The organism is Kitasatospora sp. McL0602 (assembly GCF_052076145.1).
Lineage (GTDB): Bacteria > Actinomycetota > Actinomycetes > Streptomycetales > Streptomycetaceae > Kitasatospora.
Genome location: NZ_CP197246.1, coordinates 2406703 through 2421351, shown reverse-complemented (window position 1 = coordinate 2421351; position 14649 = coordinate 2406703). Strand labels below are relative to the sequence as shown.

Genomic DNA, 14649 nt, shown 5'->3' with positions numbered 1-14649 from the left:
CAGCGTGGCGACGCACCTCGAACCCCGGACAGACACGGGAGTACCCTCCGTACTCACCCGTCGGACCGTGACACAGGAGGCCAGCCGTGCGTGAATACCTGCTGGTGCTCTTCACCACGGCGGCTGTGACCTACCTGCTCACCGGACCGGTCCGGAAGTTCGCCATCGCGGCGGGCGCGATGCCGCCCGTCCGGGCGCGCGACGTGCACCGTGAGCCGACCCCCCGCCTCGGCGGGATCGCGATGTTCGGCGGGCTCTGCGCCGGGCTGCTGGTCGCCTCCCAACTCACCCACCTCGGGCGGCTGTTCATCCAGAGCGCGGACGTCAAGGCGCTGCTCTCCGGGGCCGGCATCATGTGGGTGCTGGGCGTGCTGGACGACAAGTGGGGCGTCGACGCGCTGGTGAAGCTCGGCGGTCAGATGATCGCCGCCGGTGTGATGGTCTGGCAGGGCGTCACGGTGATCACCATCCCGGTGCCCGGCTTCGAGAACGTCACCGTCACGCCGACCCAGGGGATGATCATCTCCGTCACGCTGGTCGTCGTCATGGTCAACGCGGTGAACTTCATCGACGGCCTGGACGGCCTGGCCGCCGGCATGGTCTGCATCGCGGCGGGCGCGTTCTTCCTCTACTCCTACCGGCTCTGGTACGGCTACGGCATCAGCGACGCGGCGCCCGCCGTGCTGTTCAGTGCCCTGCTGATCGGCATGTGCCTGGGATTCCTGCCGCACAACCTGCACCCGGCGCGGATCTTCATGGGCGACTCCGGCTCGATGATGCTCGGGCTGATGCTCGCCGTCTCGGCGATCTCGATCACCGGCCGGGTCGACCCCGACCTCATCACCGCGCAGACCGGCGGCTCGCAGACCACCGCGATCCACGTCCTGGTGCCGATCTACATCCCGCTGCTGCTGCCGCTGACGGTGATCGCGCTGCCGCTGGCCGACCTGCTGCTCGCCGTCGTCCGGCGCACCTGGGCGGGCAAGTCGCCGTTCGCGGCCGACAAGCAGCACCTGCACCACCGCCTGCTGGAGGTCGGCCACTCGCACAGCCGGGCTGTGCTGATCATGTACTTCTGGGCCGCGCTGATCGCGTTCGGCGCCGTGGCCGTCTCGATCACCAACACCGCGCGGGCCGTGGTGCTGGCCTTCGTCGGGCTCTGCCTGGTCGGGATCGTCGTGCTGCTGATGCCGCGCTTCCGCCCGCACGCGCCGCGCGCCGTGCAGGCGTTCGTCCCGCCGCGCTACCGCAAGGCGGGCACGCCCGCCGAGGCGGAAGCCCTGGCGGCGGCCTCGGCGGAGACCCCGGCGGAAATCCCGGCAGAGACCCCGGCGATGGCCGAGCTGTCGGCCGAGGACAAGGAGCTGCTCGGCCGCTTCGGCACCGGGGCCTCGGCGGTCGGCCACCGGGAGAACGCGAGCTGACCGGTCGTCAACTCGCCACGCCGGTAAGGCTGCACTCTTGGGCCATCGGTGTGACAGGTACCACACCTGGATGGTAAAGCTCTAATCAAATAGTTTGTGATACCGTTCACGAGTACCGAGAACACGCCGAAAGACCTGACAGGTGAAGGACTTCCGTCCCTGGTCGGTCTCCATCGACGGGCTCGCCAGCAGGCGGCCGCCCGTGGCAGAGGTTCTCGGTGCGGTGTCATCACCGCGCACCTGTGCCGTCCCCCCGTTTCATCGACATGCCGCCGGAGTTGCCGACATGCCGTCCCACGACGCCCGGATTCCCCTCCGAGGCGCCGCAATCCCCACTGCGGTCGCCGGAGTTACCGCCATTGCGATCTCTGGAGCAGTGGTGGGGGCCAAGGGGTCGATCGGCGCGGCGTTCGCCGCCCTGGTGGTGCTCGCGTTCTTCTCCTTCGGCCAGGTCGCCCTCGACCGGCTGACCAGGAACAACCCGCAGATGATGATGGCCGCGGGCCTGCTCGTGTACACCACGCAGATCCTGCTGATCGCGGTCGTGCTGGCGCTCTTCAAACACACGACGCTCTTCGACACCAAGACCTTCGGTTTCACCGTGCTCGGCTGCGCGTTGATCTGGACCGGCTTCCAGGTGCGGATGGGCATGAAGGCCAAGATCTACTACGTGCAACCCGACTCCTCGGACGAGAAGGACTCGAAGCCGGGGCGTCAACCGTGACGCCTGGTGGCTGTCCCTCGCGCGAGGGGGCCGGTGTTTATACGGTCCTGACGGGCTGCTATCGTCCGTCGCAACAACGAAGTACGGGAAGTGGCCAGGTCCCTCCGCCAGTCGGACGGATCGCCCCCCGAGCTCGTGCAGTCTTCGAAGATCCCGCGGCCGTCAGTGAAGCCGCGCCGGGTCAGCGAGAATCCCAACAAGTTCCAGTGCCGCACCGTGGCCGCAGGCCACGCCGACACACCGAGGTTGCCGTAACCATGCGTCATGACGAAGGAGTCTGTGGTGGGTGCTGACGTAAACGTGCAGCTCGCCGAGGCCGGGTGCCACCTGAACTCCGGCTGCGGCTTCCCGGCCCCTGGCCTGAACGAGTTCGACTTCAAGCCGATCTTCACGGTCGGTAGCGTCGACTTCACCAAGCCGATGCTGCTGTCGATCATCTGCGCCCTGCTGGTCGTGGGCTTCTTCTGGGCGGCCTTCGCCAAGCCGAAGCTGCTCCCCGGCAAGCTCCAGCTCGTCGGCGAGATCGGCTACGACTTCGTCAAGCGCAGCATCGTGCTGGAGACGATCGGCAAAAAGGGCGAGAAGTACGTCCCGATGCTGGTCTCGATGTTCTTCTTCGTGTGGATCATGAACATCATGTCCATCATCCCGTTCGCCCAGTTCCCGGTGATGTCGCGGATCGCGTTCCCGGCCGGGCTCGCGCTGGTCGTGTGGATCACCTACATGACGCTGACGTTCAAGAAGCACGGCTTCGTCGGCGGGCTGAAGAACCTCTGCTGGCCGTCGGGCATCCCCGGCTGGGTCATGTTCATCCTGGTGCCGATCGAGTTCTTCTCGAACATCTTCGTGCGCCCGTTCACGCTCGCGGTCCGAGCCTTCGCGAACATGTTCGCCGGCCACCTGCTGATCGTGATGTTCTCCATTGCCTCCTGGTACCTGCTCAGCCCGTCTCTCGGCGCGCTCTACGGCTCGGTCTCCTTCGTGGTGGCCGCTGCGCTGACCGCCTTCGAGCTGCTGGTCCAGTTCCTGCAGGCCTACATCTTCGTGATGCTGGCCAGCAGCTACATCGCCGGTGCCCTCGAAGAGGCGCACTGAGCCCTGCGGCCGCTCGGCTGCACACCTCCCCACGAACGCCCGGTGGCCAACCACCACCGGCTCACCACCCCGCAAAGGACATGAAATGTCGCAGCTCGCTGAGGTCTACGGTTCCGTCGCCTCCATCGGTTACGGCCTCGCCGCGATCGGCCCTGGCATCGGCGTCGGTCTCATCTTCGGTAACGGTGTGCAGGCCATGGCCCGCCAGCCCGAGGCTGCCGGTCTCATCCGCTCCAACATGTTCATCGGCTTCGCGCTGACCGAGGCGCTCGCCCTCATCGGCATCGTCATGCCGTTCGTCTTCGGCGCCGGCAAGTAATTTCTCGGCACACCGATAGCCCTTTTCGACGAAAGGTTCTGATATGAACCCGGTCGCTCTTGCGGCGGAGGAGAAGATGAACCCTCTTCTCCCTGCATGGCCCGAGATCATCATCGGCCTGCTCTGCTTCTTCATCGTCTTCGGCCTTCTCGGCAAGAAGCTCCTGCCCAGCATCGAGAAGGTGCTGTCGGAGCGCCGCGACGCCATCGAGGGCGGCATGGAGCGTGCGGAGACCGCTCAGGCTGAGGCCCAGGCCCTGCTTGAGCAGTACCGCGCCGAGCTGGCCGAGGCCCGCCACGAGGCCGCTCGGATCACCGAGCACGCCCGTGAGCAGGGTGCTGCCCTGATCGGTGAGATGCGCGAGGAAGGCCAGCGTCAGCGCGAGGCCATCGTCGCTGCCGGTCACGCCCAGATCGAGGCCGACAAGAAGCAGGCGACTGCCGCCCTGCGCCAGGACGTGGGTTCGCTCGCTTCGCAGCTTGCGTCCCGCATCGTGGGCGAGTCCCTCGAGGACTCCGCCCGGCAGAGCGGCGTGATCGACCGCTTCCTGGAGGACCTGGAGGCCAAGGCCGCCGCGTCCACGGCGGTTGCCAAGTGATCGGCGCCAGCCGTGAGGCTCTGGCCGCCGGCCGGCAGAACCTCGACAGCCTGACCGACGACACCTCGGTGGACGTCGTCAAGCTGGCCGAGGAGCTCACCGCCGTCACCGCCCTGCTGGACCGCGAGGTCTCGCTGCGCCGCGTCCTGACCGACCCCTCGCGGTCCGGCCAGGACAAGGCCCAGCTGGTCGGCTCGCTGCTCGCCGGTCAGGTCTCCGGCGAAACGGTCGACCTGGTCTCCGGCCTGGTCCGCTCCCGCTGGTCGGGTGGCCGTGACCTGGTCGACACGGTCGAGGAGCTCTCGGCGTACGCCGAGATCATCGCGGCCGAGAAGGCCGGGACGCTGGACGACGTCGAGGACGAGCTGTTCCGCTTCGGCCGGATCGTCAGCGGCTCGCACGAGCTGCGCAGCGCCCTCACGGAGCCGAAGGCGGGCAAGGCCGACAAGGCCGCGCTGATCGCCAAGCTGCTCGGCGGCCGCGCCAACGCGGCCACCGGCCGCCTGGTCACCGCCCTGGTCACCAACCCGCGTGGCCGTAGCCTGGAGCAGGGCCTGGAGTCCTACTCCAAGCTCGCCGCCGCCCGGCGGGACCGCGTGGTGGCTCGCGTCACCACCGCTGTTCCGCTGTCCGACAGCCAGAAGGAGCGCCTGAGCGGCGCTCTGGGCCGGCTCTACGGCCGCCAGGTGCACCTGAACATCGACATCGACCCTCAGGTCCGTGGCGGCGTCCGGGTGCAGATCGGTGACGAGATCATCGACGGCACCGTGTCGAGCCGCCTGGAAGGCGCTCGTCAGGCCCTCGAAGGCTGACATCAGCAACATCCGACCCTCGGTCGGGACCCGGCTCCACGCAGGAGCCGGCAAATCGTACGGCCGGTTCGGGAACGACCCGGCCGAGAGTCGAATACTTGCGGCCCTCAATGGCGGGCCGAGGATCGCAAACTAGGAGAGCAGGGAAGCCTGATGGCGGAGCTTACGATCCGTCCGGAGGAGATCCGGGACGCGCTGGCCGACTTTGTCCAGTCGTACCAGCCGGACGCCGCCTCGCGTGAAGAGGTCGGTACGGTCACCGAGGCCATGGACGGTATTGCCAAGGTCGAGGGCCTTCCCTCGGTCATGGCCAACGAGCTGCTGAAGTTCGAGGACGGTACCCTCGGCCTCGCGCTGAACCTCGACACCCGCGAGATCGGTGTCGTCATCCTCGGCGAGTTCAGCGGTATCGAGGAGGGTCAGACGGTGCACCGCACCGGCGAGGTCCTCTCCGTCCCGGTCGGCGAGGGCTACCTCGGCCGCGTCGTGGACCCGCTGGGCAACCCGATCGACGGTCTGGGTGAGATCGCCTCCTCCGGCCGTCGTGCCCTGGAGCTGCAGGCCCCGGGCGTCATGGTCCGCAAGTCGGTCCACGAGCCGATGCAGACCGGTATCAAGGCCATCGACGCGATGACCCCGATCGGCCGCGGCCAGCGTCAGCTGATCATCGGCGACCGCCAGACCGGCAAGACCGCGGTGGCGATCGACACGATCATCAACCAGCGTGACAACTGGCGCTCGGGCGACCCGAAGAAGCAGGTCCGCTGCATCTACGTCGCCGTGGGTCAGAAGGGCTCCACCATCGCGTCCGTCCGTGGCGCGCTGGAGGAGGCCGGCGCGCTGGAGTACACCACCATCGTGGCTGCTCCCGCCTCCGACCCGGCCGGCTTCAAGTACCTCGCCCCGTACACCGGTTCGGCCATCGGCCAGGAGTGGATGTACGACGGCAAGCACGTCCTCATCATCTTCGACGACCTGTCGAAGCAGGCCGAGGCGTACCGCTCCGTGTCGCTGCTGCTGCGCCGTCCGCCGGGCCGCGAGGCCTACCCGGGCGACGTCTTCTACCTGCACTCCCGCCTGCTGGAGCGCTGCGCGAAGCTCTCCGACGAGCTGGGCGCGGGCTCGATGACCGGTCTGCCGATCATCGAGACCAAGGCGAACGACGTCTCGGCGTACATCCCGACCAACGTCATCTCCATCACCGACGGCCAGTGCTTCCTGGAGTCCGACCTGTTCAACGCCGGCATCCGCCCGGCCGTGAACGTCGGTATCTCGGTCTCCCGCGTCGGTGGCTCGGCCCAGATCAAGGCGATGAAGTCGGTCGCCGGCCGTCTGCGCCTGGACCTCGCCCAGTACCGTGAGCTGGAGGCGTTCGCCGCTTTCGGTTCCGACCTGGACGCGGCCTCGAAGGCCCAGCTGGAGCGCGGTGCGCGCATGGTCGAGCTGCTGAAGCAGGGTCAGTACCAGCCGTTCCCCGTCGAGGAGCAGGTCGTCTCCATCTGGGCCGGCACCACCGGCAAGCTGGACGACGTCCCGGTCGCGGACATCCGTCGCTTCGAGCGCGAGTTCCTGGACCACCTGCGGATCGAGCACAAGAACCTGCTGGCCGCGATCGTCGAGACCTCGAAGCTCGAGGACGGCACGATCGACGCGCTGACCGAGGCGATCAAGTCCTTCAAGCTGGGCTTCACCACCGCCGACGGCAAGCTGCTCGGCGAGCAGGCCTGAGTCCGGTAGCGAGGGAAAGGACGTAACGACCCATGGGAGCACAGCTTCGGGTCTACAAGCGCCGGATCCGCTCTGTCACCGCGACGAAGAAGATCACCAAGGCGATGGAGATGATCTCCGCGTCGCGCATCGTCAAGGCGCAGCGCGCGGTGGCCGCCTCCACTCCGTACGCCGACGAGCTCACCCGGGCGGTGACGGCGGTGGCCACCCGGTCCAACGCCAAGCACCCGCTCACCACCGAGAACCCGCAGGCCAAGACGGCTGCGGTCCTGCTGATCACGGCGGACCGCGGTCTGGCGGGCGGCTACTCGACCAACGCCATCAAGCAGGCGGCCGCGCTCAACGCGCGACTGCGGGCCGAGGGCAAGGACGTGGTGACGTACATCGTCGGTCGTAAGGGCGTCTCGTACTACAACTTCCGCAACCAGCTGGTGGCGGAGTCGTGGACGGGCTTCTCCGACAAGCCGACGTACGGTGACGCCAAGGCCGTCGCGAGCGACCTCATCGAGGCGTTCACGGCGGAGACCGGCGGGGTCGACGAGCTGCACCTGGTCTCCACCAGGTTCGACTCGATGCTGACCCAGACCGCTGTCGACGCCCGGCTGCTGCCGCTGAAGCTGGACGAGGTCCAGCGATCCGACGGCGCGCCCGCCAAGAACGAGATCTTCCCGCTGTACGACTTCGAGCCGTCGGCGGAGGGCGTCCTGGACGCGCTCCTGCCGCGGTACGTCGAGAGCCGGATCTACAACGCGCTGCTGCAGTCGGCCGCTTCGGAGCACGCCGCCCGCCGGCGCGCGATGAAGTCCGCGACCGACAACGCGGGAGAGCTCATCAAGTCGCTCACGCGGCTCGCCAACTCGGCCCGACAGGCCGAGATCACCCAGGAAATCAGCGAGATCATCGGCGGAGCCAATGCCCTCGCCGACGCTAACGCGGGGAGTGAATAAGACATGACCACCACTGTTGAGCCGACCACGGCGACGGGCCGCGTCGCGCGGGTCATCGGCCCGGTCGTCGACGTGGAGTTCCCCGTCGACGCGATCCCGCACATGTACAACGCCCTGAAGCTCGAGGTCGAGTCGACCGACGGCTCCGGCGCGAAGACCCTCACCCTCGAGGTCGCCCAGCACCTCGGCGACGGTCTGATCCGCGGCATCTCGATGCAGCAGACCGACGGCGTCGTCCGTGGCACCCCGGTGCGCGACACCGGCAAGGCCATCGAGGTCCCGGTCGGCCAGATCACCAAGGGCAAGGTCTTCAACGCCCTCGGTGAGGTGCTGAACGTCGACAAGGACGAGTTCGAGTCCCAGGTCGAGGTCCGCTGGCCGATCCACCGCAAGGCTCCTGAGTTCAAGGACCTTGAGTCGAAGACCGAGATGTTCGAGACCGGCATCAAGGTCATCGACCTGCTCACCCCGTACGTGACCGGTGGAAAGATCGGTCTGTTCGGTGGTGCCGGTGTCGGTAAGACCGTCCTCATCCAGGAGATGATCTACCGCGTCGCCGAGAACTTCGGTGGTGTGTCGGTCTTCGCCGGTGTCGGCGAGCGCACCCGTGAGGGCAACGACCTCATCCACGAGATGGTCGACTCGGGCGTTCTGGACAAGACCGCGCTGGTCTTCGGCCAGATGGACGAGCCGCCGGGCACCCGCCTGCGCGTCGCCCTGTCCGCTCTGACGATGGCGGAGTACTTCCGTGACGTCGAGCAGCAGGACGTTCTGCTCTTCATCGACAACATCTTCCGGTTCACCCAGGCCGGTTCCGAGGTGTCGACCCTGCTCGGCCGGATGCCCTCCGCGGTGGGTTACCAGCCGAACCTGGCCGACGAGATGGGCCTCCTCCAGGAGCGCATCACCTCGACCCGCGGTCACTCGATCACCTCGATGCAGGCGATCTACGTCCCCGCGGACGACCTGACCGACCCGGCCCCGGCCACCACGTTCGCCCACCTCGACGCGACGACGGTTCTCTCCCGTCCGATCTCCGAGAAGGGCATCTACCCGGCCGTCGACCCGCTGGACTCCACGTCCCGCATCCTGGACCCGCGTTACATCGCGCAGGACCACTACGACACGGCCATCCGCGTCAAGGGCATCCTGCAGAAGTACAAGGACCTCCAGGACATCATCGCGATCCTCGGCATCGACGAGCTGTCCGAGGACGACAAGGTCACGGTCCACCGTGCCCGTCGGATCGAGCGCTTCCTCTCGCAGAACACCTACGTGGCGAAGCAGTTCACCGGTGTCGAGGGCTCGACCGTGCCGCTGTCCGAGACGATCGAGGCCTTCAACGCGATCGCCGACGGCAAGTACGACGCCGTCCCGGAGCAGGCCTTCTTCATGTGCGGTGGCATCGAGGACCTCGAGAAGAACGCCGCCGAGCTGGCCAAGAAGTAACCAGACCGGTAGTCAACGTCTGTGTCCGTGAGGGGTGGACCCCGTCCCTGGGGGCCACCCCTCACGGCGCAGTCGGCTGTGATCCCGGTCATCTCCGTGTCCTTGGTTTCATCCCAGGGGCGCGGGCCCGTTATTCTTACCGCAACTGCCGAGTCATCCGGTGGTTGCAAGAGCCTAGGAGCCCACGTTGGCTGAGCTGCACGTCGAGCTGGTCGCAGCCGACCGCAAGGTGTGGTCCGGTGCGGCCACCATCGTTGTCGCCCGTACGGCCTCCGGTGACACCGGCATCATGCCCGGTCACACCCCGGTGCTGAGCGTGCTGGAGTCCGGCCCGGTCACCATCCGCACCACCGACGGCGGCACCGTGATCGCCGCCGTGCACGGTGGCTTCATCTCCTTCGCCGACAACAAGCTGTCTCTGCTCGCGGAGATCGCCGAGCTGGCGGACGAGATCGACGTCGCCCGTGCAGAGCGCGCACTCGAGACCGCGAAGAGCGAGCTCGACGCGCACGCCGAGCGTCGCGCCGAGGTCCGCCTCGTCGCGGCCGGGCGCCGCAAGGCCGCCTGAGCACAGAACGACCGACGGTCCCGGGGCGCGAGAGCGTGACCCCGGGACTGTCGTATCAGTTGGTAGGACAGCGCGGTCGTTCGATACGACCGATACGGGGACGCAGGTCAGCGAGGAGGTCGGTGAGCATGGTCCTCGCCCTTGTGGTGTGTGCCGCGGTCGTGGCACTCGGCGTGTTGGGGCTGGTGGCCTTCGCGGTACGCCGGCGGGTGATCCAGCGCGTCGGCGGCACGTTCGACTGCAGCTACCGGCTCAAAATGCCGGCCGACGCCTCCACGCAGCCAGATCTCGACGAGAACGGCAGACCCACCTCCGCCCCGGTCCCGGTGACCGACGGCAAGGGGTGGGTTTTTGGTATCGGCCGCTACAGCGGTGACTCGATCGAGTGGTTCCGGGTCTTCTCGTACGCCCCCCGCCCGCGCCGGGTCCTCCCGCGCCGGGAGATCGAGGTGCTGGGCCGCCGCTACCCCGAGGGGCAGGAGGAGCTCGCGCTGCTCTCCGGCTCGGTCGTGCTGCGCTGCCTCCACAACGGAGTCCCGCTGGAGCTCGCCATGAGCGACGACGCCCTCACCGGCTTCCTCGCCTGGCTGGAGGCAGCGCCTCCCGGGCAGCGCGTCAACGTCGCCTGAGCGCAGACTGGATGGCAGGGGCCCTTCGTCGGAGGAGACCGTGCCATGCTGTCGCAGGCCAGAGCACAGACCACGCTGCCCGTCGCCGACCTGGCGGTGGCAGGTGAGTGGTACCGGGAGAAGCTGGGGCTGGAGCCCGTCGAGCTGCACCCCGACGCGGCGATCTACGAGATCGCCGAGGGGACGCGGTTCGCCCTGTTCCCGACGCCCAACCCGGACCGCGGCGGGCACACCCAGATGGGGTTCATGGTCCCGGACGTCCGGGCCGAGGTCACCGCGCTGCGCGAGCGCGGGGTGGTCTTCGAGGAGTACGACCTGCCGGGGCTGCGGACGGAGGACGCCGTCGCCGAGATGGACGGTCGGTCGGCCGCCTGGTTCAAGGACTGCGCGGGGAACCTGCTGGGCCTGGTCCACTTCAGCTGAGCACGGCTAGGCTGCCGCTCATGGTCAACCTCACGCGCATCTACACCCGTACCGGCGACGACGGCACCACTGCGCTCGGTGACATGAGCCGCACCACCAAGACGGACCCGCGGCTGATCGCCTACGCCGACACCAACGAGGCGAACGCGGCGATCGGCGTCGCGATCGCCGCCGGGGCGCTGCCCGAGGACGTCTCCGCCGTCCTGACGCGGATTCAGAACGACCTCTTCGACGTGGGCGCCGACCTGGCCACGCCGGTGGTCGAGGACCCGAAGTACCCGCCGCTGCGGGTGCTCCAGGGGTACATCGACCGGCTGGAGGGCGACTGCGACCACTACCTGGAGCAGTTGGAGAAGCTGCGCAGCTTCATCCTCCCCGGCGGCACGGCGGGCGCCGCGTACCTGCACCTGGCGTGCACCGTGGTGCGGCGGGCCGAGCGGGCGACCTGGGCGGCGATCGAGGTGCACGGCGACAGCGTCAACCCGCTGACCGCGAAGTACCTCAACCGGCTGTCGGACCTGCTCTTCATCCTGGCGCGGGCCGCCAACAAGGAGCGCGGCGACGTGCTCTGGGTGCCGGGCGAGAACCGCTGACCGGTCGGAGAATGGAAGGCACCGACCCCCGCAGCTGATGGAGGCGATCGCGGTGGAGCTCCGACAGAACCCTTCCGGTCCGAACCCGTCCGGCCCGAACCCTCCCGGCCCGAGCCTGCGCGGCCTGATGACCGGGCTGCTCAACGTCTCGCGTCCCGTCCTGGTGACGCTGTTGGCCACCTCGATCGGGCTGTACGTGATCGCCTCCCAGGGGATGCCACTGCTCGCCTGGATCATCTTCAGCGTGGTCTGGGGGGCGACGCTGGTCGCGGTGCTCGGCGTGGTGGCTGAGAAGATGACCGAGCGCAGACACCGCACGTACGCGCACTGAGACGGACCCAGGGGGGGCGCAGGTGCAGAAGATCAGGCTCGGCCCGCGCCAGGAGGACCGCACCATCGCCCTGGCCGGGCTGGGCGCCGGGCTGCTGCTGACCGCGTTCGGGGCCTACACCAAGGGCAGCGCCCCGGTCTGGCTGGAGGTGCTGCCGCTGGTCGGGGTGGCCGGGCTGGAGCTGCTCCGGCGCACCCGCACCATCTGGACGGTGACGGTCGGCGGGCTGCTCTTCGCGGCGAACCTGTTCGTCGGGTCGAATCTCGCCACCATGGTGATGTACACCGACCTGCTCTACGCCGGGGTGCTCTACGGCCCCCGGCGGATGTCCACGGTGCTGCACCTCACCGGCGGCGCCACCACGCTGGTGCTCAGCACCCTCACGCTGATGTACGCCAGCGTCGCGCAGGCGCTGCTGGTGGCCGGCTTCGCCGCGCTGGTCTTCATCGCGCCGGTCTGGACGGCCGACCTGCTGCGCGAGCACCGCGAGCGGGCCGACACCGAGCGGCTGCGGGCCGAGCAGACGGCGCTGCTGGCCGAGCTCGACCGCCGCGAGGCGGTCGTCGCCGAGCGGGCGCGGATGGCCCGCGAACTGCACGACGTGGTCGCCAACCACCTCTCCGCGATCGCCATCCACGCCACCGGCGCGCAGTCGCTGGCCCGCCGTCAGGAGCGCGACCCGGCGGACCCACTGCTCGCGGCGATGGCGGTGATCCGGGAGAACAGCGTGCAGGGGCTGGCCGAGATGCGCCGCATGATCGGCCTGCTCCGGGCCCGGGACGAGAGCTCGTACGAGGCCCCCGGGCTGGACGCGCTCGACGCCCTGCTCGCCCAGGCGACGGCGGCGGGCGAGGAGGTCGGGCTTAGCTTCGAGGCGGCCGAGGAGGGGGAGCGCGGCGACCTGCCCGCGCCGGTCGAGCTGGCGGCGTACCGGATCGTGCAGGAGTCGCTGACCAACGCGCTCAAGCACGCCGCCCCCGGGCTCTGCCGGCTGAGGGTGACGTACCACCCGGAGCGGGTGGAGATCGCGGTGGACAACCCCCGCCGCGACTGCGGCAGCACCGGGCTGCCCGGTGCGCGGGCCGGGCTGGTCGGCATGGGGGAGCGGGCGGAGCTGCTCGGCGGCCGCTTCGAGGCGGGCGCGGACGGCGAGTGGTGGCGGGTGCGCGCGGAGCTGCCGCGCGAGCCGAAGGAGACAGGGCCGAAGCCGATGAGCTTCGCACGGGAGGGGGAACGGGCATGACGACGGTCAGGGTGCTGGTGGCGGAGGACCAGGCGGCGGTGCGGGCCGCGCTGGTGATGATCCTGCGGTCCGAGCCGGGGCTCGACGTGGTCGGCGAGGCCGGGGACGGCGAGCAGGCCGTCCGGCTGGCGGCCGAGCTGCAGCCGGACGTGGTGCTGATGGACGTTCAGATGCCCCGGATGGACGGGGTGTCGGCGGCCCGGCAGATCGTCGCCGAGGGCACCTCGCAGGTGCTGATGCTCACCACCTTCGACCACGACGAGTACGTCTACGGCGCACTCCGGGCCGGTGCGGCGGGCTTCCTGCTCAAGGACCTGGAGGCGGACGCCCTGATCGAGGGCATCCGCACCGTCGCCCGGGGCGAGGGCATGCTCGCCCCGTCCGTCACCCGGCGCCTGATCAACACCTTCGCCCGCCCCGAGCGCCCGGACCAGCCCAAGGCACGCGCGGCGGCCGACGCCCTGACGCCCCGTGAGCGCGAAGTCCTCGCCTGCCTGGGCGCCGGCCTCAGCAACGGTCAGATCGCCGACCGGCTGGAGATGGCGGAGACCACCACGAAGACCCACGTGAGCCGCATCCTGGCGAAGCTGGAGCTGCGCAGCCGCGTCCAGGCCGCGATCCTCGCCCAGGACCTGGGGCTGGTCGCACACGAGTGAGCTGGCTGCGCCTAGGCAGGGCCGGGCGCAGATCACACCGCACAATCACACCACGGAGCGCTGCTGGGCGTTAGAGTCCGGCGCGTGAGCGGCGCGGCTCCGGGGGGTGATCCCTGCCCTGAGCCGCCTTCAGGACGGCTACGGGAGACAAGGCCATGAGCAACTCGAACACCCAGCGGATCGCCGTGATCGGCGCGGGCCTGATGGGCGCAGGCATCGCCCAGGTCTCGGCGCAGGCCGGTCACCCGGTGATCCTGCGCGACGTCACCGACGCCGCGCTCCAGCGCGGTCTGGACGGCATCCGGGCGTCGTACGAGAAGTTCGTCTCGAAGGGCAGGCTGACGGCCGAGGACGCCGAGGCTGCGCTCGGCCGGATCACCACCACCACCGACCTGGGCGCCGTCGCCGAGGCCGACATCGTGGTCGAGGCGGTCTTCGAGCAGCTGGAGGTCAAGGAGAGCGTCTTCCGCGAGCTCGACAAGCTGGCCAAGGACGGCGCGGTGCTCGCCTCCAACACCTCCGCCATCCCGATCACCCGGATCGCCGCCGCCACTTCGCGGCCCGAGTCCGTCGTCGGCGTGCACTTCTTCTCGCCCGTCCCGCTGATGAAGCTGGTCGAGCTGGTGCGCGGCTACAAGACCAGCGACGCGACGCTGGCCACCGTCCGCGCGTACGCCGAGGGCGTCGGCAAGGAGGTCGTGGTCGTCAACCGTGACGTCGCGGGCTTCGTCACCACCCGCCTGATCACCGCGCTGGTCGTCGAGGCCGCCAAGCTCTACGAGACCGGCGTCGCAAGCGCCGAGGACATCGACACCGCCTGCCGCCTCGGCTTCGGCCACCCGATGGGCCCGCTGGAGACCGCCGACCTGACCGGCGTCGACATCCTGCTGCACGCCGCGCGCAACATCTACGCCGAGACGCAGGACGAGAAGTTCGCCGCCCCCGAGATCATGGCCCGGATGGTCACCGCGGGCGACCTCGGCCGGAAGAGCGGGCAGGGCTTCTACCCGTACGGGAAGTAACCCCCACGCCCGCTGCGGGCAGCCTGGTGAGCTTGCTCACGATGCTGCCCGCAGACGGGTGATTTGGGCGGTAATCGAGCATAGATAC

17 protein-coding genes are annotated in these 14649 nt (G+C 68.9%); all 17 read left to right on the top strand.

Annotation, left to right across the window (positions count from 1 at the left end; all coding sequences use genetic code 11):
* Positions 1-86 precede the first annotated feature (86 nt).
* Positions 87-1424: an MraY family glycosyltransferase gene (locus ACR68M_RS10895; protein ID WP_441250249.1), complete on the top strand. Its 1338-nt coding sequence runs from the start codon at positions 87-89 to the stop codon at positions 1422-1424.
* Between the two features lie 379 nt (positions 1425-1803).
* Positions 1804-2148 (top strand): hypothetical protein, encoded by a 345-nt coding sequence (locus ACR68M_RS10890; RefSeq protein WP_441250248.1) that lies wholly within the window; start codon positions 1804-1806, stop codon positions 2146-2148.
* 264 nt (positions 2149-2412) lie between these two features.
* On the top strand, positions 2413-3243 hold the full coding sequence (gene atpB, locus ACR68M_RS10885) for a F0F1 ATP synthase subunit A (protein WP_441250247.1): 831 nt from the start codon (positions 2413-2415) through the stop codon (positions 3241-3243).
* An 85-nt stretch (positions 3244-3328) separates the two neighbouring features.
* Entirely contained in the window at positions 3329-3562 is a 234-nt protein-coding gene (gene atpE, locus ACR68M_RS10880; RefSeq protein ID WP_345290108.1) for an ATP synthase F0 subunit C, read from the top strand.
* Between the two features lie 43 nt (positions 3563-3605).
* Positions 3606-4160 (top strand): F0F1 ATP synthase subunit B, encoded by a 555-nt coding sequence (locus ACR68M_RS10875; RefSeq protein ID WP_441250246.1) that lies wholly within the window; start codon positions 3606-3608, stop codon positions 4158-4160.
* Positions 4157-4972, top strand: coding sequence for a F0F1 ATP synthase subunit delta (locus ACR68M_RS10870; protein ID WP_441250245.1), 816 nt, complete (start codon positions 4157-4159; stop codon positions 4970-4972). Before ACR68M_RS10875 ends, ACR68M_RS10870 begins: the two co-directional genes overlap by 4 nt.
* A 153-nt stretch (positions 4973-5125) precedes the next feature.
* Entirely contained in the window at positions 5126-6700 is a 1575-nt protein-coding gene (atpA, locus tag ACR68M_RS10865; protein ID WP_441250244.1) for a F0F1 ATP synthase subunit alpha, read from the top strand.
* A gap of 32 nt (positions 6701-6732) precedes the next feature.
* On the top strand, positions 6733-7647 hold the full coding sequence (locus ACR68M_RS10860; protein ID WP_441250243.1) for a F0F1 ATP synthase subunit gamma: 915 nt from the start codon (positions 6733-6735) through the stop codon (positions 7645-7647).
* A gap of 3 nt (positions 7648-7650) precedes the next feature.
* Positions 7651-9096 (top strand): F0F1 ATP synthase subunit beta, encoded by a 1446-nt coding sequence (gene atpD, locus ACR68M_RS10855; RefSeq protein ID WP_441250242.1) that lies wholly within the window; start codon positions 7651-7653, stop codon positions 9094-9096.
* A 187-nt stretch (positions 9097-9283) separates the two neighbouring features.
* On the top strand, positions 9284-9664 hold the full coding sequence (locus ACR68M_RS10850; protein ID WP_104818316.1) for a F0F1 ATP synthase subunit epsilon: 381 nt from the start codon (positions 9284-9286) through the stop codon (positions 9662-9664).
* Between the two features lie 128 nt (positions 9665-9792).
* Entirely contained in the window at positions 9793-10293 is a 501-nt protein-coding gene (locus ACR68M_RS10845; protein WP_441250241.1) for a DUF2550 domain-containing protein, read from the top strand.
* Between the two features lie 45 nt (positions 10294-10338).
* Positions 10339-10716, top strand: a complete 378-nt coding sequence (locus ACR68M_RS10840) for a VOC family protein (protein WP_441250240.1) — start codon at positions 10339-10341, stop codon at positions 10714-10716.
* Positions 10717-10736: 20 nt separating this feature from the next.
* Positions 10737-11309, top strand: a complete 573-nt coding sequence (locus ACR68M_RS10835; protein WP_441250239.1) for a cob(I)yrinic acid a,c-diamide adenosyltransferase — start codon at positions 10737-10739, stop codon at positions 11307-11309.
* Between the two features lie 52 nt (positions 11310-11361).
* Positions 11362-11640, top strand: coding sequence for a hypothetical protein (locus tag ACR68M_RS10830; RefSeq protein WP_441250238.1), 279 nt, complete (start codon positions 11362-11364; stop codon positions 11638-11640).
* Positions 11641-11662: 22 nt separating this feature from the next.
* A complete protein-coding gene (locus ACR68M_RS10825) occupies positions 11663-12883 on the top strand; it encodes a sensor histidine kinase (protein ID WP_441250237.1) in 1221 nt (406 codons plus the stop codon).
* Positions 12880-13539, top strand: a complete 660-nt coding sequence (locus tag ACR68M_RS10820; RefSeq protein ID WP_441250236.1) for a response regulator — start codon at positions 12880-12882, stop codon at positions 13537-13539. The genes ACR68M_RS10825 and ACR68M_RS10820 overlap by 4 nt, the downstream gene beginning before the upstream one ends.
* 155 nt (positions 13540-13694) lie before the next feature.
* Complete coding sequence (locus ACR68M_RS10815) at positions 13695-14561, top strand: 3-hydroxyacyl-CoA dehydrogenase family protein (RefSeq protein WP_441250235.1); 867 nt, start codon at positions 13695-13697, stop codon at positions 14559-14561.
* Positions 14562-14649: the final 88 nt, after the last annotated feature.